This window comes from Streptomyces sp. NPDC045955 (genome assembly GCF_056430805.1).
The window spans coordinates 12,427-32,095 of sequence record NZ_JBWKKY010000002.1 but is presented as its reverse complement, the minus strand read 5'-3'; the positions used below and the strand labels follow the sequence as shown (position 1 = coordinate 32,095).

Annotated in this window: 18 protein-coding genes, 1 tRNA gene and 1 pseudogene; 11 read left to right on the top strand and 9 right to left on the bottom strand. The window is 72.2% G+C overall.

Annotated elements, in window-relative coordinates; all coding sequences use genetic code 11:
- Positions 1-41 precede the first annotated feature (41 nt).
- On the bottom strand, positions 42-869 hold the full coding sequence (locus AC07F0_RS03440) for a glycerophosphodiester phosphodiesterase (RefSeq protein ID WP_478973677.1): 828 nt from the start codon (positions 867-869) through the stop codon (positions 42-44).
- 286 nt (positions 870-1,155) lie between these two features.
- Between AC07F0_RS03440 and AC07F0_RS03435 the strand changes: the two genes are divergently transcribed.
- The 3 genes from AC07F0_RS03435 (at position 1,156) to AC07F0_RS03425 (ending at position 3,127) form a co-directional block, all read left to right on the top strand.
- Positions 1,156-2,589, top strand: coding sequence for a S1C family serine protease (locus AC07F0_RS03435; protein WP_478973675.1), 1,434 nt, complete (start codon positions 1,156-1,158; stop codon positions 2,587-2,589).
- Between the two features lie 63 nt (positions 2,590-2,652).
- Positions 2,653-2,739, top strand: a tRNA-Ser gene (locus tag AC07F0_RS03430).
- Between the two features lie 202 nt (positions 2,740-2,941).
- Positions 2,942-3,127, top strand: a complete 186-nt coding sequence (locus AC07F0_RS03425; RefSeq protein WP_478973672.1) for a hypothetical protein — start codon at positions 2,942-2,944, stop codon at positions 3,125-3,127.
- A gap of 38 nt (positions 3,128-3,165) precedes the next feature.
- Here AC07F0_RS03425 and AC07F0_RS03420 read toward each other — a convergent pair whose 3' ends face one another.
- A complete protein-coding gene (locus tag AC07F0_RS03420; RefSeq protein ID WP_478973669.1) occupies positions 3,166-3,681 on the bottom strand; it encodes an ATP-binding protein in 516 nt (171 codons plus the stop codon).
- A gap of 229 nt (positions 3,682-3,910) precedes the next feature.
- Between AC07F0_RS03420 and AC07F0_RS03415 the strand changes: the two genes are divergently transcribed.
- Positions 3,911-4,669 (top strand): glycosyltransferase family 2 protein, encoded by a 759-nt coding sequence (locus tag AC07F0_RS03415; RefSeq protein ID WP_478973666.1) that lies wholly within the window; start codon positions 3,911-3,913, stop codon positions 4,667-4,669.
- 18 nt (positions 4,670-4,687) lie between these two features.
- On the opposite strand, the gene AC07F0_RS03410 is transcribed toward AC07F0_RS03415, so the two are convergent.
- The 3 genes and pseudogenes from AC07F0_RS03410 to AC07F0_RS03400 form a co-directional block, all read right to left on the bottom strand.
- Positions 4,688-5,449, bottom strand: coding sequence for a PIG-L deacetylase family protein (locus tag AC07F0_RS03410; protein WP_478973663.1), 762 nt, complete (start codon positions 5,447-5,449; stop codon positions 4,688-4,690).
- A 93-nt stretch (positions 5,450-5,542) separates the two neighbouring features.
- A pseudogene (locus AC07F0_RS03405) lies at positions 5,543-5,734 on the bottom strand (ferredoxin); the annotation flags it as partial.
- Positions 5,735-5,829: 95 nt separating this feature from the next.
- Complete coding sequence (locus AC07F0_RS03400) at positions 5,830-6,330, bottom strand: hypothetical protein (RefSeq protein WP_478973660.1); 501 nt, start codon at positions 6,328-6,330, stop codon at positions 5,830-5,832.
- A 333-nt stretch (positions 6,331-6,663) separates the two neighbouring features.
- Here AC07F0_RS03400 and AC07F0_RS03395 point away from each other — a divergent pair, with 333 nt between their 5' ends.
- The gene (locus AC07F0_RS03395; RefSeq protein WP_478973657.1) at positions 6,664-10,917 is read left to right on the top strand and encodes a WD40 repeat domain-containing protein; all 4,254 of its coding nucleotides are present in this window, start codon (positions 6,664-6,666) and stop codon (positions 10,915-10,917) included.
- Between the two features lie 174 nt (positions 10,918-11,091).
- Here the strand turns inward: AC07F0_RS03395 and AC07F0_RS03390 are convergent, their stop codons facing one another.
- A complete protein-coding gene (locus tag AC07F0_RS03390) occupies positions 11,092-11,667 on the bottom strand; it encodes a GNAT family N-acetyltransferase (RefSeq protein ID WP_478973654.1) in 576 nt (191 codons plus the stop codon).
- A gap of 261 nt (positions 11,668-11,928) precedes the next feature.
- Between AC07F0_RS03390 and AC07F0_RS03385 the strand changes: the two genes are divergently transcribed.
- Positions 11,929-12,360: a GNAT family N-acetyltransferase gene (locus tag AC07F0_RS03385; RefSeq protein ID WP_478973651.1), complete on the top strand. Its 432-nt coding sequence runs from the start codon at positions 11,929-11,931 to the stop codon at positions 12,358-12,360.
- 52 nt (positions 12,361-12,412) lie between these two features.
- On the opposite strand, the gene AC07F0_RS03380 is transcribed toward AC07F0_RS03385, so the two are convergent.
- From AC07F0_RS03380 to AC07F0_RS03370, 3 genes are read right to left on the bottom strand one after another with little or no spacing between them, the layout of a single operon-like run.
- Complete coding sequence (locus AC07F0_RS03380) at positions 12,413-12,937, bottom strand: DinB family protein (protein WP_478973648.1); 525 nt, start codon at positions 12,935-12,937, stop codon at positions 12,413-12,415.
- A 9-nt stretch (positions 12,938-12,946) separates the two neighbouring features.
- Positions 12,947-13,411 carry a hypothetical protein gene (locus AC07F0_RS03375; protein WP_436730091.1) on the bottom strand — a complete coding sequence of 155 codons (465 nt, stop codon included), beginning with the start codon at positions 13,409-13,411 and terminating at the stop codon, positions 12,947-12,949.
- Between the two features lie 34 nt (positions 13,412-13,445).
- Positions 13,446-14,312 carry a bifunctional DNA primase/polymerase gene (locus AC07F0_RS03370; protein ID WP_478973645.1) on the bottom strand — a complete coding sequence of 289 codons (867 nt, stop codon included), beginning with the start codon at positions 14,310-14,312 and terminating at the stop codon, positions 13,446-13,448.
- A gap of 223 nt (positions 14,313-14,535) precedes the next feature.
- Between AC07F0_RS03370 and AC07F0_RS03365 the strand changes: the two genes are divergently transcribed.
- The 5 genes from AC07F0_RS03365 to AC07F0_RS03345 all read left to right on the top strand — a co-directional run bounded on the left by AC07F0_RS03365 (position 14,536) and on the right by AC07F0_RS03345 (position 19,502).
- A complete protein-coding gene (locus AC07F0_RS03365; RefSeq protein ID WP_478973642.1) occupies positions 14,536-15,459 on the top strand; it encodes a bifunctional MaoC family dehydratase N-terminal/OB-fold nucleic acid binding domain-containing protein in 924 nt (307 codons plus the stop codon).
- Positions 15,456-15,839 (top strand): MaoC family dehydratase, encoded by a 384-nt coding sequence (locus AC07F0_RS03360; RefSeq protein WP_478973639.1) that lies wholly within the window; start codon positions 15,456-15,458, stop codon positions 15,837-15,839. Before AC07F0_RS03365 ends, AC07F0_RS03360 begins: the two co-directional genes overlap by 4 nt.
- A complete protein-coding gene (locus AC07F0_RS03355; protein WP_478973636.1) occupies positions 15,836-17,008 on the top strand; it encodes a lipid-transfer protein in 1,173 nt (390 codons plus the stop codon). The genes AC07F0_RS03360 and AC07F0_RS03355 overlap by 4 nt, the downstream gene beginning before the upstream one ends.
- A 132-nt stretch (positions 17,009-17,140) precedes the next feature.
- The gene (locus tag AC07F0_RS03350) at positions 17,141-17,701 is read left to right on the top strand and encodes a SigE family RNA polymerase sigma factor (RefSeq protein WP_478973634.1); all 561 of its coding nucleotides are present in this window, start codon (positions 17,141-17,143) and stop codon (positions 17,699-17,701) included.
- A gap of 157 nt (positions 17,702-17,858) precedes the next feature.
- A complete protein-coding gene (locus tag AC07F0_RS03345; protein ID WP_478974940.1) occupies positions 17,859-19,502 on the top strand; it encodes a long-chain fatty acid--CoA ligase in 1,644 nt (547 codons plus the stop codon).
- Positions 19,503-19,669: the final 167 nt, after the last annotated feature.

Below are 19,669 nucleotides of genomic sequence, written 5' to 3'. Positions count from 1 at the left end.
GGTGTGCATGGGTCTGGTGGGACTTATGAGGTCGGCGGACCTCAGCGGCCGAGTTGGTCGAGCACCGCGCGCGGGCGGTTGGTGATGATGGCGTCGACGCCCAGGCCGACACAGAGGTCCACGTCCTCGGGCTCGTTCACGGTCCACACGTGCACCTGGTGGCCGGCCCGTTTCAGCCGCTCCACATAAAGGGGGTGGTTGCGCACGATCCGGAGGGACGGACCCGCGATCGGCACGCCCGGGGGCAGCCGTCCGTCGCGCAGCCGGGGCGAGACGAACTGCGTCAGGTACACCGTCGGCAGGGTCGGCGAGGCGGCACGCACGCGGTGCAGCGAGCGCGCCGAGAAGCTCATGACCCGTACCCGGGACTCCTCGGCGGTGGCCGGGGCGTCGAGGCCGAACCGCTTCAGCAGGACCAGCAGCCGCTCCTCGACCTGCCCCGCCCAGCGCGTGGGGTGCTTGGTCTCGATGGCCAGTTCCACCCGGCGCCCGGCGTCGGCGACGAGTTCGAGCAACCGCTCCAGCGTGAGGACGGACGTCGCCTCGCGGTCCTCCGGGCGGTGCTCCCAGTCGGGGTCCTCGTCGCGCCCCTTGTAGGCCTCGCCGCTCTTCCAGGAGCCGAAGTCCAGGGCGGCGAGGTCGGCGAGCTCCAGGGCGGAGACCGCGCCGCGGCCGTTGGACGTACGGTTGACCCGGCGGTCGTGTACGCACACCAGGTGGCCGTCGGCGGTGAGGCGCACATCGCATTCGAGGGCGTCCGCGCCGTCCTCGATCGCCTTGGTGTAGGCGGCCAGGGTGTGTTCCGGGGCGTCCTCGGAGGCCCCGCGGTGGGCGACGACTTGAATCACATGCTGTCGAGCGTGAGTCACCGCGTCATGGTGCCACCGCGCGCGGGTACGCGTCTGGTCGGACGGACCCGGCGGATTCACAGGTCCGGACGGAGGCACTGGAATTGCATCCTTTTCGTCGGCAATGACCTATATAAAGAATGGCCCCAGACCCACAGCCACCGCTTATGGTGCTCTGACGGCCAGTGGGAAAAGCTGACGGCATACAAAGGGACAAGCACAGCCGTATCGCGCCGGACCGTCGCCAGCGTGAAAAAGCGTGACCGAGTGCGACCCAGGAAACAGCCGTGGATCGAGGAGAGAAGCTGTGAGCACCGAGAACGAGGGCACCGCGGTACCCCCCGCCCCGTCCGCACCCCCCGTGCCGGTGGACGCTCCCGCTGCTCCGGCGCCCCAGGGGCAGTCATCTCAGGGGCCGGGACCGTACGGACAGGACTCCCAGGGTCAGCCCGCCCCCGGCCAGGGCGCTCCTGGTGACGCCGCACATCACGGCGTCTCGTCCTCCGCCCCCGACCCCTCCTGGCCCCCGCCCCCGCCGCCCACCTCCCCGTACGGCGACGGCGGTTCCGGTTCCGGCGGCGGCTGGGGTTCCTCGTACCAGCAGCCGGCGCCGAAGTCCGGCCGTGGCCGTGGTGGTCTGGTCGCCGCGCTCCTGGTGGCCGCGCTGGTCGCGGGCGGCCTGGGCGGCGGTCTCGGCTACACGCTGGCGAAGAACAACGACGACAGCAGCGGCTCGACGACCGTCTCCGCCTCCAGCAGCGGGGGCGACGTCAAGCGAGACCCGGGCACGGTCGCGGGCGTGGCCGCCCGGGCGCTGCCGAGCACGGTCACGATCGAGGCCGAGAGCAACAGCGGCGAGGGCGGCACGGGCACGGGCTTCGTCTTCGACAAGCAGGGCCACATCGTCACCAACAACCACGTCGTGGCCGGCGCGGTGGACGGCGGCAAGCTCACCGCGACGTTCCCGAGCGGCAAGAGGTACGACGCCCAGGTGGTCGGGCACGCGCAGGGTTACGACGTGGCGGTCATCAAGCTCAAGAACGCCCCGTCGGACCTGAAGCCGCTCACCCTCGGCGACTCGGACAAGGTGGCGGTCGGCGACGCGACCATCGCGATCGGCGCCCCCTTCGGCCTGTCCGACACGGTGACGACGGGCATCATCAGCGCCAAGAACCGCCCGGTCGCCTCCAGCGACGGCAGCGGCAGCCAGGCGTCGTACATGAGCGCCCTGCAGACCGATGCCTCGATCAACCCGGGCAACTCGGGCGGTCCGCTGCTGGACGCGCAGGGCAACGTCATCGGCATCAACTCCGCGATCCAGTCCACCGGCAACGGCGGCTTCGGCACCGGCCAGTCCGGCTCGATCGGCCTGGGCTTCGCCATCCCGATCAACCAGGCCGAGTACGTCGCCCAGGAACTGATCAAGACCGGCAAGCCGGTGTACGCGAAGATCGGCGCGTCCGTCTCGCTGGAGGACACCTCGGGCGGCGCGCAGATCTCCAAGGAGGGGGCGGGCGGCGCCGCCGCACCGGTCGAGCCCGGCGGCCCGGCCGCCAAGGCCGGCCTCAAGCCCGGCGACGTCATCACCAAGCTCGACGACCGGGTGATCGACTCCGGCCCCACCCTGATCGGCGAGATCTGGACCCACAAGCCCGGCGACAAGGTCACGATCACCTACGAGCGCGACGGCAAGCAGCAGACGGTCGACGTGACCCTGGGCTCGCGCGTCGGCGACAACTGACCGGCAGCCGCGCGCAGCGACCCGTTACCCTTGTCCCCGCGCCGCCGATCACGGCCGGCGCGGGGAGGCGTGCCCGAGCGGCCGAAGGGAACGGTCTTGAAAACCGTCGTGGCAGCGATGTCACCGTGGGTTCAAATCCCACCGCCTCCGCAGAGGTCGTAAGCCTCGCAGGTCAGATGGGGTGTCTCTCATGAGAGACACCCCTTCTGCTTGGGTCCTGTCGGTTCGACCACTCCGCGTACCGGGGCCGGGCCGACACCGACCGAGTGCGACCACGTCGCTCCGTTCAGCATCCGGATCGTTGCAAAGGGGACGGGAAGGGGTCAGAGTCGAGAGGGGGCAGGAGGCAGCCATGACCGTCCTCGCGATGTTTCTTCTCATCATCGGGACGATGTTGGTCCTGATTGGGGCGATGTTGATCCTGGTGGGGACGGTCCTGATTGTCCTTGGGGCAATGTTGATCTTCATGGGGATTGCTCTGATCGCGCTTGCGGCCTTCTTGCTCATCCGAAGAGCGCTGAGGCGGCGACAGCAGTGATGGCCAGGCTGAAGCCTGTGCCGGCGGTGTGGCGTAGGTCATGGATGTTGCAGGTCAGAAGGGGTCTCCCAGTTTCGGGGCACCCCTTCTGCGTGATCTCGGTGTGGTGGCAGGCGCAGATGGGCGGTGATCTGCTTTCCCACGGTGCGAAATCCGACGACGACTGTGTCGCTGACGGTGTGCACCAGGTGGAGTCCGTGCCCGCCGACGCGGTGCCGGTCGCCCTTGTGCACCACCGGTTCGTCGGGTGAGGTGTCCCACACGGTGATCGCGAGTGTGCCGGCTGACAGCTGCAGGACCAGGCCGCACGGGCCGGGAGCATGCCGGAGGGCGTTCGTGGCGAGTTCGCTGACGACCAGTTCGGCGTCCATGGCCGGCAAGGCTGGTACGGGCGTGCGGCCGGTCAGCGGGACGCGGGCGAGGAAGGCGCGGAGAACGCGGCGCGCGTCAGCCGCGCTGGCCGCACCGCTGTCCCACGCCACGTCGGAGCGGAGCGTGGCGTGCTCACCCATGCCCTGCTCATCTGCCGCCTGCTTCATAAGCGGGATGACCATGTAGGGCTCTTTCGTTGTGCTCACCACTCTGGAGCGGCTTTCCGGGCTGCGCATACCCGGGCGCCGACCGCGCACACCGGCGGGCTCACGGCCCCGCGGTGCCGAACGGCCCACCAGGGCACGTCGGTAGGCTGTCGGCGCTCCTCACCGGGGGGACGGGGCGGGAGTGGGCAGACGCAGTGGCCGGAGGGAGCGGTTTGAAGACCGTCGTGGCAGCGGGAGTTCCGAGGTGAGCGGGCGCATCGTCGTCGTCACCGCTGTGCACGGCCCGTCGGCCCGGTTCCTGCCGGAGGCCCACACGTCCCTGTGCGAGCAGTGGCTGCCGGAGGGCTGGGCGTGGCACTGGGTGATCCAGGAGGACGGGGAGAGCGCGGACATACGGCCGTACGTGCCCGACGATGAGCGGGTGACGTTCCGGCAGGGCCGGGCCGGAGGCCCCGGGGTCGCTCGGACCATGGCGCTGGCGCATGCCGAGGGTGCGTACGTGAAGGTTCTGGACGCCGACGACCAGTTGACGCCGGGCACGCTCGCGAGGGATCTGGCGGCGCTGGAGGCCGACCGCGGCCTCGGGTGGGCGACGTCGCGGGTGCTGGACCTCATGCCCGACGGGTCGACGGCCCGTTTCCCGGGCGACCCCGACCCCGGGCCGATCGAGCGCGGGGCCGTGTTCGCGCACTGGAAGGCCAACGGCTTCCTCGCCCCGGTCCATCCGGCCTCGCTGTTCGTACGACGGGAGCTGCTGCTCGCCCTCGGCGGCTGGATGGCGCTGCCCGCATCGGAGGACACGGGGCTGCTGCTCGCGTTGAACGCGGTGAGCCGAGGCTGGTTCTCGGGAGAGGTGGGGCTGCTGTACCGGAAGTGGGAGGGCCAGGTGACCGGGCAGAGCGCCCATGTGGACCGGGCCGAGCGCGCTGCCCGGATGGCGGTCGTGGAGGCCAGGGCCCAGGCATTGGGCAGTTTTCGCTGGCCTTTTCCGGCCGGGCACTGACGTGAGCTGATCAACCACCTATGGCTTGAGCTCGGTCTCCCTCGGCGTCTTCGCGGACAGGTCATGGCGGATGTACCACTCCGTACCGAGCAACCGCTCCGGCTCGGGCGCCGGCAGCGCGGCGATCAGGCCCGGAGCCGCGCCCCGTTCCACCTCCGTGCGGTGCGCCAGCACGGCGGCGATTTTCCGGTCCAGCCAGCCGGTGACGTCGACGGTCGCCGTGACCCGGTCGTCCGGGACCGTGCGCATCGTCTTGCCCGTGGTGACCAGGTGGCTGCCCCACGCCCGGACGGCGGAGTGCGGGTGCGTGGACAGGTACAGCGCGCTCGGCTGCCAGGGCTCACCCGCGTCCCGGTAGAGGCGTTCGAATCCGGCGGCGTGGACCGCCGACAGGGTCACGCGGTGGGTGTGTACATGGTCCTCGTGGCCGGTCAGGCCGCCGTAGGCGTCGTGGGTGACGACGATGTCCGGGCGGAAGTCCCGGATCTGGGCGACCAGGGCGCCCACCGCCTCGTCGAACTGGGCGTCGCACAGGCGCGGGCTGCCCGGGGCCGACCGCGGGACGCGGGAGTCGGCGTAACCCAGCATGCGTGGCCGCCCGGCGCCGAGGATGTGGAGCGCCTCGGCCAGCTCCGCGGCGCGCGGGGTGTCCCTCGCCCAGGTGGCCGTGACGACGGCCGTGCGGGCGCCCGCTTCCGCGTGCCGGGCGAGGGTGCCGCCCGCCGACAGGGACTCGTCGTCGGGGTGGGCGAAGACCGCGAGCAGGCTCGGTACCGGCACCGGCCCTCGCTACCGCCGGTCCGGTGACGAGGGTGCGTCGGTGGCGGTGGCGGTGGCGGTGGCGGTGGGTGTGGCTGTGGGTGTGGGTGAGGCTGTGATGGTGATGGCCTGACTGGGGCACCTCTCCGCCGCCTCCAGGATCTCCGGGGCGTCGCCCGCCTCCTCGTGGCCGGGGCGGACGGCTCCGAAACCGTCGACGAACTCGAAGACCGCCGGGGCCCTGTGGACGCACTCGGCGGAGCCGTAGCAGAGGTCGCGGTCGACAGAGACCTTGTGCGCCTTCATTCCCCTCATCCCCTCGTCCTCAACCGGCCGGTACCGGAAGCCTGCGGACCCGAGGTGTTGACTGCCCAGCGCGAGGCCGGCTGAACCGGCCCGCCCTACCGTGCGCCGGCCGCGGCCAGCCAGTGGGCGACCCGGCGTACGGCGGCCTCGTCGAGTCGTTCGGCGAGGGCCTGGACGGTCGCCTCGTCCTCGGGGGAGAGGTCGTACAGGCCCGCCTTGCTCAACCCGGACATGAGGACCTGGTGGCGGCGGCCGGTCATGCGTTCCGTCAGTCCGGCCGGTTGGGGGGCGGGGGCTTGGGGGCTCGGCCGGGACGCGGCCGCCTGGTGCGGGCGTGTGTCGGACTCCGGGGGTGTTTCCGGCTTCAGGAGTGTGTCGAAGCGGTGCCAGTCGCCGTCCTTCGGGCCCCACAGGGCGAAGGTCACCTCGTCCCCACGCGCGCGCAGGGTCTGTGTCATCTCGCCGAGGGCATGCAGGACGGGCGAGCGGTGCGGCGACTCCGCGGCTGTCCGCCAGGTCTGTTCGGCCGGTCGGCAGTACATCGCCACCCAGCGCGGGGCGCCCTGCGGGCGCGGGCTCTCGGGACGTGGCTCCACTGTGCTCACCCCTGTACGTCGCTTGCAGCGGCAGGGCGACCATAGCTGACGAGTCGTCAGGTATCCAGGGTTGGAGAGCGCGGGCCGCTGGGGAGGATCACCACGTCGTCCGGCACCGGTCCCTCCCCTCGTGGGGACCGGTGCCGAACGGTGGGGGCCAACGTCGTCTGGCTCCGTTGGAAAGCCGACCGGATCAGTGCGCTGCTGTGTCCGGATCCTGCCAGTTCCGGCCGCCGACGAGGAGTCTCCGGTTCCGGACGGGCGGTATTACCGCAGGTCAGGCATATAGAGTGAGTTTTCCGGTCCGGACGTCCAGGCGCGGGGAGTTAAGGAGTGGAGACCTTGGGTTCCGACTCCGGGGCACGTACCGCCTTCGCGGAGCGCCTCGCACTGCTGTACAAGGAAGCCGGGAACCCTCCACTCAAACGGGTGTCCGAAGCAGTCGTCCGGCTCCAGCGGGTCGACGAACGCGGGCGTCCCGTCCGGGTGTCCGCGCAGCGCATCAGCGACTGGCGCCGGGCGCGGAACGTACCCGCTCAGTTCACCGCCCTCGCGGCGGTGCTGCACGTGCTGATCCCCGAGGCGCGGCGTGCGCGGCCCACGCCGGTGTCCCCGGGCCTGTACGACCTGGGTCAGTGGCAGCGCTTGTGGGAAGCGGCGGTGGCCGGTCCGGTCGGTGAGCGAGGCTCGGAGTCCCCGGAGCAGGAGGGGCCGGACACCGAGGCCCCGCCCGTGCCGCCCGGCGGGGTGTGCCCGTACCGGGGGCTGGCCTCGTACCGCAGGGAGGACGCCCGGTGGTTCTTCGGCCGGCAGCGGAGCACGGACGCGCTCGTCGACCAGCTCCGGGCCGTGGCGGGGACGGGCGGCCTGGTCATGCTCGTGGGCGCGTCGGGGGCGGGGAAGTCCTCGCTGCTGAACGCCGGGCTGGTGCCCGCGCTGCGGCACGGGGCGCTGGGTGAGGGTGGCGCGCTGGGAGATGGCGGCGAGCGCGGGGATGGCGGGGACCGCGGGGATGGCGGGGACCGCGGGGATGGCGGGGACCGCGGCGACCGCGGCCTCGGTGACGCCAGTTTCCACAGTGACCGCAGTGACCATAGTGACCGCAGTGACCGCAGTGACGGCAGTGACGGCAGTGACGGCAGTGACCGCAGTGACGATAGTGACCATAGTGGCAGTAGCGGCAGCAGCCGCATTGCCGAAGGATCCCCCGGCAGCCGTGCCGGCGCATCCCGTCACGCGACGAAAGTCGTGCAGCTCGTCCCCGGCGGTCATCCCCTGGCGGAGCTGACCCGGTGCATCCCCGAGCTGGCACCCGTCGTCTCGGCCGTGGGCCCACGCGCCCCAAGGGGCCCCGACGTCCGTGCCGCCGTCGCCGCCTGGGCGCGGCGCGAGGCGCCGTCCGGTGCGCGGCCGGTCATCATCGTGGACCAGTTCGAGGAGACGTTCACCCTCTGCCCCGACGAGGCGGAGCGGCGTGCGTTCGTCGACGTCCTGCACGCCGCCTGTTCGCCGGCCGGTGACGGCCACCCGGCCCCGGCGATGGTGGTGCTGGGCATACGGGCCGACTTCTACGAGCAGTGCCTGAGGTATCCCGAACTGGCCGACGCGCTCCAGCACCGGCACATGGTGCTCGGGCCCCTGACCACCGCCGAGCTGCGCGAGGCGGTGACGGGCCCGGCCAAGGCCGTCGGGCTGGAACTGGAACCGGGCCTGGCGGAGCTGATCGTCCGGGAGGTGAGCGCGGACGGCCCGCGCGGGGCGCACGACGCGGGAGTGCTGCCGCTGCTCTCGCACGCCCTGCTCGCCACCTGGCAGCGCAGGAAGGCGGGCCGGCTCACGCTCGCCGGGTACCGCGCGTCCGGCGGCATCCAGGGCGCGGTCGCGGCGACGGCCGAACGGGCCTGGTCCGGTCTCGACCCGGCGGCGCGCACGGCGGCCCGGCTGCTCCTGCTCCGGCTGGTCCGGCTGGGCGAGGACACCCAGGCCACGCGCAGGCGGGGTACCCGCCGCCAGTTGGCGGAGGAGTCGACCGACCCCGGCAAGACCGAGGAGTCCCTGGAGGCACTGGTCCGCGCCCGGCTGGTGACGCTCGACGCGGAGACCGTGGAGATCACCCACGAGGCGCTGCTGCACGCCTGGCCGCGGCTGCGCGACTGGATCGACGACGACCGGCAGGGCAATCTGCTGCGCCAGCGTCTGGAGGAGGACGGCCGGGCCTGGGAGGAGTCGGACCGCGACACCTCACTGCTCTACCGGGGCTCCCGGCTGGAACAGGCCCATGGGTGGGCGAAGTCCGCCGGGGACACGTTCCTGACCCGGAGCGCGGTGGAGTTCCTGGCCGCCTCGGTCAGGCTGCGCCGGCGCATCATCTGGATCAGCCGGGGTGCGGTGGCGACCCTGGTCGTGCTGGCGGTGCTGGCCGTCGGGGCGGCCGTCGTCGCCTGGAAGCAGCGGGACGAAGCCGTGTTCGAACAGGTGCTCGCCCAGGCGGATCGCGTCCAGGACACCGACCCCTCGCTGTCCGCGCAGCTCGACCTGGTGGCACACCGGCTGCGCCCGGACGACAAGGGTGCGAACAGCCGCCTGATCTCCATCGTGAACGCCCCGCTGTCCACGCCGTTGGTCGGCCACAGCGGCGCGGTGTACCTCACGACGTTCAGCCCGGACGGCCGTACCCTCGCCACCGCCAGCTACGACCGGACCGTGCGGCTGTGGAACACGACCGATCCCAAGCGTCCGAAGCCCCTGGGCAAGCCGCTCACCGGTCACACCAGCTGGGTGAGCAGCGCGGTCTTCAGCCCGGACGGGCGCACCCTCGCCAGCGCCTCCGACGACGGCACGATCCGGCTGTGGGACGTGACCGACCCCGGTCACCCGAAGCGGCTCGGCAAGCCCCTGACCGGCCACGACGGCACGATCTACCTGGTCGCCTTCAGCCCGGACGGACGCACGCTGGCCTCGGTCGGCGACGATCACACCGTACGGCTGTGGGACGTGGCCGACCCCGGCCGGCCGCGAGCGCTGGGCAAGCCCCTGACCGGGCACGAGGCCGCCGTACGGTCGGTGGCGTTCAGCCCGGACGGCCGGACGCTGGCGGCCGGCGGCGACGACGGCACGATCCGGCTGTGGGACGTGACGGACCCCCGGCGTCCGGAGCCGATCGGGGAGCCGCTGACCGGCCACACCGCCACGGTGCACTCCGTGGCCTTCAGCCCCGACGGCCGTACGCTCGCCAGCGGCAGCTCGGACAACACCATCCGCCTCTGGGACATGGCCGACCGGCGTCGCCCGGCAGCGATCGGAGCGCCGCTCACCGGCCACACGGGCGCGGTGTGGTCCGTGGCCTTCAGCCCCGACGGCAGCATGCTCGCCGCCGCCAGCGCGGACAGCACGGCGAGTCTGTGGAAGGTCGGTGATCCGGCGTACCCGTCGCAGGTCGGCGCGCCTCTGGCGGGCAGCAGCGGCGAGATGTACGCGCTCGGCTTCAGTCCCGACGGGCGCACCCTGGCCACCGGGTCGGGCGACAACAAGGTCCGTCTGTGGGCGCTGCCGACGGCGGACATGATCGGCCGGACCGGAGTGTTCCGGCCGGACGGGCGGGTGCTCGCGACGGCGGCGCTCGACGGGCGGGTCCGGCTGTGGGACGTGCGCAAGCCCGGCAGGCCCGTGCTGATGGGCGAACCCTTCCGGCCGAAGGGCGGCGTGCGTTCCCTGGAGTTCTCCGCGGACGGCCGCACGCTCGCCATGGTGACGGGGAACCGGGCCCTGCAGCTGTGGAACGTCGGCGATCCGGACCGCCCCGTCCCCCACGGGCCTCCCGTCCCGCTGCGCATCCGGTTCGCCGACCCGCTGGCCTTCAGCCCGGACGGGCGCCTGCTGGCGACCGCTGACGACGACCGCACCGTCCAGCTGTGGGACATCGGCGACCCGTCCCGTCCGCGCCCGCTCGGCGCCCCCCTCACCGGGCACAAGGGGTACGTCAACTCCCTCGTCTTCAGCCCGGACGGCCATACGCTGGCCAGCGGCAGCGCCGACGGCACCATCCGGCTGTGGAACGTGACGGCCCCCGGACGCGCCGTCCTGCGCGGCGCACCTCTCACGGGGCATCTCGGAGCCGTCAACGTCCTCGCCTACAGCCCCGACGGGCAGACGCTGGCCAGCGGCGGCGACGACAACTCCGTCCGGCTCTGGGACCTGGAGAACCCGGCCGCGGCCTCGCAACGCAGGAGCCTCACCGGCCACACGGAGGCGGTCGTGTCCCTGACGTTCAGCCGGAGCGGCCACACCCTGGCCAGCGGCGGCAACGACAGCACCGTGCGGCTCTGGAACCTCTCCGACCCCGCCCGGGCCACCGCGATCGGCCAGTCGATGAGTCCCAACGCCAGGAGCGGCGGCACCTTCCTGTCGTTCAGCCCGAACAGCCACATGATCGGGGTGTCGAGCGGCACCGACACCATCCGGCTGTGGAACCTGGACGTCGAGGCGGCCGCACGCCGCGTCTGCACGATGACCCGGGGCGTTCTGACGCGGGAGACCTGGAGCGAGTACCTGCCCCGGCTGTCCTACGACCCGCCGTGCGAGCCCTGACGGGGCCGGTCGCCCAACAGGCCGCCCCCGTTCGGTAGTTGAGTGATACGAGTCACAACTTGGGCTTTGCTGACGAACAGTCGGTTCCGATGGGCAAGCGCTTGTTACCCTTGGCCATAGCCCGACCGCTGGTGCATCCCCCGTCGCCAGCGGTCGGGCCTTTGTGTGGGCGCGTCAGCCCGCAAGGTCGAGCCGCATCAGGACCCGGGGGTGGCCGGCCAGTACCGAGGTGGTGGCGGCCGCGTAGGTGAAGCCGGCGCGTTCGAAGTTCTTGCGGAGGCCGGCGTACGCCATCGTCAGGTCGACCCTGGCGTCGCCGTTGTCCAGGGGGTACGCCTCGATCGCCGGAGCGCCGTGGGCGCGGGCGAACTCGACGGCGCCGGCGATGAGGGCGTGCGAGATGCCCTGCTTCCGGTGACCGGGGCGGACCCGGACGCACCACAGCGACCAGACGGGCAGGTCGTCGATGTGCGGGATCTTGCGGTTGCGGGCGAAGGAGGTGTCCGCGCGCGGGGCGACGGCGGCCCAGCCGACCGGTTCACCGCCGTCGTAGGCGAGCACGCCGGGCGGGGGCTCCTGGTGACACAGCTCGGCGACGTACTCGCCGCGGGCCGGGCCGCGCAGTTCGTTGTTGAGCTTGGAGGGGATCCGGTAGCTCAGACACCAGCAGACGTTCGCCCCGGCCGACTTGGGTCCCAGCACGGCACGGACGTCCTCGAAGACCGTGGCCGGCCGAACGTCGATGCTCATGCCCCCACGATGTCACGAACTGCCCGGCCAGGCCCTCGGACCCGGTGACACGGCAGGGGTGAACGCGTCGTAGAACGGCTGCGCCATCCCGGCGATCGCCGAGCTGCCCGGCGCGAACGGCGTGATGGGATCGATCGCCCCGGACCGGCCGCCCCCGCCATCGCCACCGGGTTCGAGAGCGCATGCCCGCTTCAACGAACGGCTTCGTCGCTGGTCACAGGGCTGCCGTGAGTGATGGGGGAGTACCGATACGCTTCCGGTATGGACGTCCGTGTCGAGATCATCCGGGAGCCGAGCGAGGAACTCGTCGACGCCTTCGGCCGATTGCTTCCGCAGTTGTCCACGACGGCCCGGGCCCTGGACCGGGCGGCGGTCGACCGGATGGTCCGCTGCGACGCCATCACCGTGCTCGTGGCCCGGGCCGGTGGCGTGATCGCCGGCACCCTGACCCTCGTGCTGCTGCCCCTGCCGTCCGGGCTGAGGGGCCGCGTCGAGGACGTGGTCGTCGACGACGCGGCGCGCGGGCAGGGCATCGCGGGCCTGCTCATCGAGGAGGCCGTGCGGATCGCCCGCGAGGCCGGGGCCCGTACGGTCGACCTCACCTCCCGGCAGGATCGTGCCGCCGCGAACCGCCTCTACGAGCGGCTCGGGTTCCGGGCCCGCGAGTCCACGGTCTACCGCATCGCGCCTTAGGGGGCCTTTCACCATGAGCGCGCCACCCGGGCGGGCGTGGTGAAAGGCCCCCTTAGGCGGAAGCCGCCCGCAGCAAGCGCAGTTGGCCGATCTCCGTCGCGTTCTTCATCAGTTCCGCGTTCAGCCAGGCCGCCATGTGCGCGACCGTGTACTGGGGGTCGTGCGGCCAGGGGAACGGGGCCGTGGCGTCCAGGTCGGGGTCGGTGAGGTCGTCCAGGACGGTCAGCCACTGCGTGTGCAGGCCGCGCAGCCAGTCGATGGCCGGTGCGCCCTCGCCGGGCCAGGCGATGTCCGTGCGGTCGCGGGGCGGGCGGCCCTGGGCGTGGTCGAGGACCATGCTCCACCACCAGCCGATGTGCCAGCTCACCCAGGCGACGGTGGGGACGGGCACGGGGTCGGGCTCGGTCTCCGCCCAGTCCGGTACCCAGGTGCCGTCGGGGCCCTTGCGCATCGTCCAGCAGCGCGGCGCGGGCTCCCAGAGGAAGTCCTCCGGCTCCAGCCGCTCCAGGTGGTACTCGAACAACGACCAGGTCAACTCGTGCTGCCAGCGCAGCAGTTCCGTGCGGGAAACGCTCATCGGACGACCCTACGCAAGCGCCCGGGCGTCCCGGGCCAGTCCCGCCCAGTCGAGGTCGCGCAGCCCGGGCTCCGCGTCACAGCCCGAGGGCAGGCGGGGCGTGGCCTGGAACCAGACGACGGTGAGCCGGGAGCGGTACGCGACCGGATCGTGGGCCGGATCGAGAGCCGTGGAGTGGAACGTGCCGACGCAGGCCACGGCGGGCAGGACCTCGACGGGCCCGAGGCCGCCCGCGTACTGGTCGGGGTAGGCGCGCGGGGGCGGGAGCAGGTGGACCGGTGTGCCGGGGCGGGCCCGCTCGGCGGCGCGCAGCAGGCCGCGGATCCGCCGGTCGTTCACCGGCTTGCAGGGATAGCCCTCCAGCAGGTCGCCGTACGTCGACGTGAATCGCAGCTCGGCGAGATCCACCGGGCGGCCGGAGGCCAGGACGAGGCGGGCGAGCGCCAGGGCCGGCGTTTTGACGTGCTGTCGCATGGAGGTCTTTCGGTGCTCATGGGCAGGCCCTGGCTCAGGGCCGGTGCCCCGTCAGCCGCGCTGCCGACGCGATCGTCGCCCGGGCCTCGCGCGCGGTGAGGCCGGTGCCCCGGGCGGCGTCGACCAGCGCGTCCACGAGCGCGGGGCCGATGCCGTCCTCGTAGGCCCGGCAGGCCGCCCAGAACAGCCGGGTGTTGCGCTGGCCCTCGTGTGCGGCGAGGACGAACTGGACCAGGCCCTGGCCGTGGCCGCCGGTCGCCGGGGGTGTGGGGTGGTGGGCGCGGGGCGGCGGGAGGAGCAGGCGAAGGAGGGAGCGCGGGCAGGGGGCGGGGGCCAGGTGCGAGGTCCCCGGGGCCGCGGCGTACACGCCCTGGCCGGTGCGGGAGCCGGGGCCGACGAGGTAGCCGCCGGCGCCCCGGATGTCGATGCCGGGGGCGAGGCGGCCCGCGGAGTTGGGGACGACCACGTCGGGCGGGCCGGTCAGCCAGAGGTGACGGCCGCCGGACGGGGTCACGACGACCACGGTCGGCGGGATGGTGAACAGGTGCCGCAGCGCCAGCTCGCGCAGGGCGGCCGGGGCGTCCGTGCCGGTCTTCACGTCCAGGTCGATGCCGATCAGATGGTGCGGGGGCAGCCCGCAGGCGATGCCGTACCCGGTCGCCCAGGGCGCCGCGGCGAACAGCTCGCGGATGCGGGCCGGGTCGCTGGAGGCGTCGTAGACCCCGTGGCCGAGCCGGCCGCACTCGCCGTGGCAGGGGGAGGGGGCGGGGTCGTCGCGGTGAGGGGAGCGCAGGGCAGGGAGCTTGGTGCGGGACAAGGGGATGACGGCCAGTCCGCGGTCGGCGGCTGACAGGGCGTGTGCGAGGGCCAGCGTCGTGGCCTGCCGGTCGGTGGTGGCCATGCCTCTAGTTTCGTACGTACGTTCGAAAAAGGAAAGGGGGATCGGGCAGGGCCTCCTCGGCAGCGGAGTCGGCGGCGGCAACTTCGGCAACGCTGCCACCGCCCGGCAGCAGGCCGACGGGCGACAAGCGCCTGTGCGGCGGTACTTCGGTGCCGCCGCACAGGCGTCTTCGACGGCTGCGGGGCCTTGACGGAACGGCGAATCTGACGGACAGTCAGAAACCGTGAACGGTGAGCCGGAGGTCCACGAGGAGTTCGAGGCGCGCCTGAAGGCCTACGAGGGCTGCCCGGCCGCCGCCACCGGGGTCGGCCGGGACCCCGTCAACGCCCCGATGATCAGGCACTGGTGCGAGGCCATGGGCGACACCAACCCGGCGTACACGGGCCCGGACGCCATCGCTCCCCCCACCATGCTCCAGGCGTGGACCATGGCCGGCCTCTCCCGCCGCCCCGAACGCACGGCGGCCTACGACGAACTCCTCGGCCTGCTCGACGAGTCGGGCCACCACGCGGTCGTCGCCACCGACTGCGAGCAGGAGTACGCCCGCCCCCTGCGCCCCGGGGACGAGATCACCTTCGACTCGGTGATCGAGTCGGTGTCGGAGCGCAAGACCACAAAACTGGGACCGGGTTACTTCGTCACCACCCGCACGGACGTCAGGGCGGGCGGCGAACTCGCCGGCACCCACCGCTTCCGCATCCTCAAATACGCCCCCGCACGCCGCCCGACGAACCCGCCGAAGCCGGAGGAACGCCGCCCCCGCCCCGTCGTCAACCGCGACAACGCCGGCTTCTGGGAGGGCGTGGCGCGCCACGCACTGCTGATCCAGCGCTGCACCGGCTGCGGCACCCTGCGTTTCCCCTGGCTGCCGGGCTGCAACAGCTGCGGCCGGCCGGGCTGGGACACCGTCGAGGCGAGCGGCGAGGGCACGGTCTATTCGTACGTCGTCATGCACCGCCCGCCCTTCCCGGCCTTCGAGCCCCCCTACGCGGTCGGGCTGATCGAGCTCGCGGAGGGCGTGCGGATCATCAGCAACGTGGTGGGGGTGCCGTACGACAAGGTGCGCGTCGGGATGCCCGTACGGCTCTGCTTCCGGCAGTACGACGACGAGCTGGTGCTGCCCGTCTTCCAGGGGGTGACGCGGTGAACGCCGGCGATCGCCTCCCTCCCCTGGAGATACCGATCACCCGCACCCTGATCGTCGCCGGGGCGATCGCCTCCCGGGACTACCAGGACGTGCATCACGACCCGGAGCTCGCCCGGCAGAAGGGCTCCCCCGACATCTTCATGAACATCCTGACGACCAACGGCCTGGTCGGGCGCTACATCACCGACCACTTCGGGCCCCGGGCGGAGCTGCGCCGGGTGGCCATCCGGCTCGGCGCGCCCAACCACCCCGGAGACACGATGGTGCTGACGGGCACGGTCGAGGAGGTCGACGGGGACACGGTGACCGTCCGGGTCGTCGGCGCGAACGGCCTCGGCAAGCACGTCACGGGCACGGTGACGGTGAGGGCTCCGGCATGAGCCTGAGAGGACGGGACGGGCTCGGCGGGCGCGCGGCCATCGCCGGCATCGGGGCCACCGAGTTCTCCAAGGACTCGGGCCGCAGCGAACTGCGCCTGGCCGTCGAGGCGGTGCGCGCGGCCCTCGCGGACGCGGGGCTGACACCCGCCGACGTGGACGGGATGGTCACCTTCACCATGGACACCAGCCCCGAGATCACCGTCGCCCAGGCGGCCGGCATCGGCGAGCTCTCCTTCTTCTCCCGCGTCCACTACGGCGGCGGCGCGGCCTGCGCCACCGTCCAGCAGGCGGCCCTGGCGATCGCCTCGGGCGTCGCGGACGTGGTCGTCTGCTACCGGGCGTTCAACGAGCGCTCGGGCCGCCGCTTCGGCTCCGGGGTGCGGCACCGGGAGCCGTCGGCGGAGGGCGCGGCGCTCGGCTGGACGCTGCCGTTCGGACTGCTCACCCCGGCCTCCTGGGTGGCGATGGCGGCCCAGCGGTACCTCTACACCTACGGGCTGACCCCGGAGGCCTTCGGGCACGTGGCCGTCGTGGGCCGCAGGTACGCGGCGGCCAACCCGGCGGCCTACTTCCACGGCCGGCCCATCACCCTGGCCGACCATGCCGCGTCCCGCTGGATCGTCGAGCCGCTGCGGCTGCTGGACTGCTGCCAGGAGACGGACGGCGGTCAGGCGCTCGTGGTCACCTCCGTGGAGCGGGCCCGCGATCTGCCGCACCGTCCCGCCGTGATCGCGGCAGCGGCCCAGGGCGCCGGACGCGCGCAGGAGCAGATGACCAGCTTCTACCGCGACGACCTGACCGGCCTGCCCGAGACGGCGGTGGTGGCCCGGCAGCTGTGGCGGACCTCGGGGCTCGCCCCGGCCGACATCGACGTGGGGATCCTCTACGACCACTTCACGCCGTTCGTGCTGATGCAGCTGGAGGAGTTCGGCTTCTGCGGCCCCGGCGAGGCGCCGGACTTCGTGGCCGGGGAACGCCTGCCGCTCAACACGCACGGCGGGCAGCTGGGGGAGGCGTACCTGCACGGGATGAACGGCGTGGCGGAGGCCGTCCGGCAGATCAGGGGGACGGCCGTGAACCGGATACCGGGTGCGGAACGGGTCCTGGTGACGGCGGGGACGGGCGTGCCCACCTCGGGACTCGTACTGACAGCCGACCCTCAGGGTTGACCCGCAGTTCCCCGGGTCCTTTGCTCCACCTACAGGAGGTGCGGCGAACCCCACCCGTACAACCTGAGGGGGACCCCGCTTCGGGACCTGCGGCCGATCCGCTGACGGTGGCCCCGCTCATAGCGTTGAGCCATGACCACACTCGTCTGCACCAGCGCGTCGAAGGCCGCTGCACCAGCGGCGCAGACCCCTCCGTACCCGTCGTTCTCGTCGTACGTCAGGGCCCGCCGGCCGGTGCTGCTGCGTACCGCCCGCTCGCTCACCGGCAACCCGAGCGACGCGGAGGACCTGTTGCAGACCGCGCTCACCAAGACGTACGTCGCCTGGGAGCGTATCGAGGACCACCGCGCCCTCGACGGCTATGTGCGCCGGGCGCTGCTGAACACCCGGACGTCGCAGTGGCGCAAGCGCAAGGTCGACGAGTTCGCCTGCGAGGAGCTGCCCGAGCCGGATCCGGTGCCCGGCGGTGACGACCCGGCCGAGCAGCAGGCGCTGCGCGACGCGATGTGGCGGGCGATCATGCGGCTGCCGGCCCGGCAGCGGGCGATGGTGGTCCTCAGGTACTACGAGGACCTCAGCGAGGTCCAGACGGCGGAGGTGCTCGGCGTCTCGGTGGGTACGGTGAAGTCGGCCGTCTCCCGTGCGATCAGCAAGCTCCGGGAGGACGCTGAGCTGGGGTTTGTGCGCAGCTGAGCGGACGTGTCGGTCCCCGCTGATCGGTTTGGTTGTCGGCCGTGGGGTGATCGATCACCCGGTCCTAGTGACATACCGCGCGGTATGTGCGCAGAATCAGCGCAACCCTTACCACCGCGTAGGCAATGTCGCCCGGGAGGACGCCGTGCTGAGCACCATGCAGGACGTACCGCTGCTGATCTCGAGGATCCTGACCCATGGGTCGACGATCCACGGGGCATCGCAGGTGACCACCTGGACCGGCGAGGACGAGCCGCACCGCCGCTCCTTCGCCGAGATCGGCGCCCGCGCGGCCCAGCTCGCCCACGCCTTGCGCGAGGACCTCGGCGTCGCCGGCGACGACCGGGTCGCCACCCTGATGTGGAACAACGCGGAGCATGTGGAGGCCTACTTCGCGATCCCCTCCATGGGCGCGGTCCTCCACACCCTGAACCTCCGGCTCCCGCCCGAGCAGCTGGCCTGGATCGTCAACCACGCCGCCGACCGCGTGATCATCGCCAACGGCTCGCTGCTGCCCCTGCTCGCCCCGCTGCTCCCCCACCTGAAGACGGTGGAGCACGTGGTCGTCTCCGGCCCCGGGGACCGCTCCCTGCTCGCGGACGCGACCGCGCGGGTCCACGAGTACGACGACCTGATCGCCGGGAAGCCCACCTCGTACGACTGGCCTGAGCTGGACGAACGCCAGGCCGCCTCCATGTGCTACACCTCCGGCACCACCGGCGACCCCAAGGGCGTGGTCTACAGCCACCGCTCCATCTATCTGCACTCCATGCAGGTCAACATGGCCCAGTCGATGGGCCTGACCGACGAGGACACCTCGCTGGTCGTGGTGCCGCAGTTCCATGTGAACGCGTGGGGGCTGCCGCACGCGACCTTCATGACCGGTGTGAACCTGCTGATGCCGGACCGCTTCCTGCAGCCGGCCCCGCTCGCCGCGATGATCGAGAGCGAGAGGCCGACCCATGCCGCCGCCGTCCCGACCATCTGGCAGGGCCTGCTCGCCGAGCTGACCGCGCACCCCCGCGACGTCTCCTCCCTCACCCAGGTCACCATCGGCGGCTCGGCCTGCCCGCCGGCCCTCATGGAGGCCTTCGACAAGCTGGGCATGCGCGTCTGCCACGCCTGGGGCATGACGGAGACGTCACCGCTCGGCACGGTCGCCCGTCCCCCGGCCGGTGTGGTGGGCACGGAGGAGGAGTTCGCCTACCGCCTCACCCAGGGCCGCTTCCCGGCCGGTGTCGAGGCCCGGCTGACCGGCCCGGGCGGCGAGCGCCTCCCCTGGGACGGCGAGTCGGCCGGTGAGCTGGAGGTGCGCGGCCCGTGGATCGCCGGCGCCTACTACAACGGCCCGGGCGCCGACCCGCTCCGCCCCGCCGACAAGTTCAGCGAGGACGGCTGGCTCAAGACGGGCGACGTGGGGACGATCTCCTCCGACGGCTACCTCACCCTCACCGACCGGGCCAAGGACGTCATCAAGTCCGGCGGCGAGTGGATCTCGTCGGTGGAGCTGGAGAACGCCCTCATGTCCCACCCCGAGGTGGCCGAGGCGGCCGTCGTCGCCGTCCCCGACGAGAAGTGGGGCGAGCGCCCCCTGGCCACGGTCGTCCTCAAGGAGGGCGCCACCGCCACCTTCGAGACCCTGCGCGCCTTCCTCGCCGACGAGGGCGGTATCGCCAAGTGGCAGCTCCCGGAGCGCTGGACGGTCATCGAGGCGGTGCCGAAGACGAGCGTCGGCAAGTTCGACAAGAAGGTGCTGCGCAGGCAGTACGCGGAGGGGGAGCTGGACATCACCCGGCTCTGAGCCTTCGGCACGCCAGGTGGCCTGACCGCCGTCACTGTCGTATGGCGGTCAGCCCCGTTCCTGGCTGCTGTCACTGTCGTATGGCGGTCAGCCCCGTTCCTGGCTGCTGTCACTGTCGTATGGCGGTCAGCCCCGTTCCTGGCTGCTGTCACTGTCGTATGGCGGCC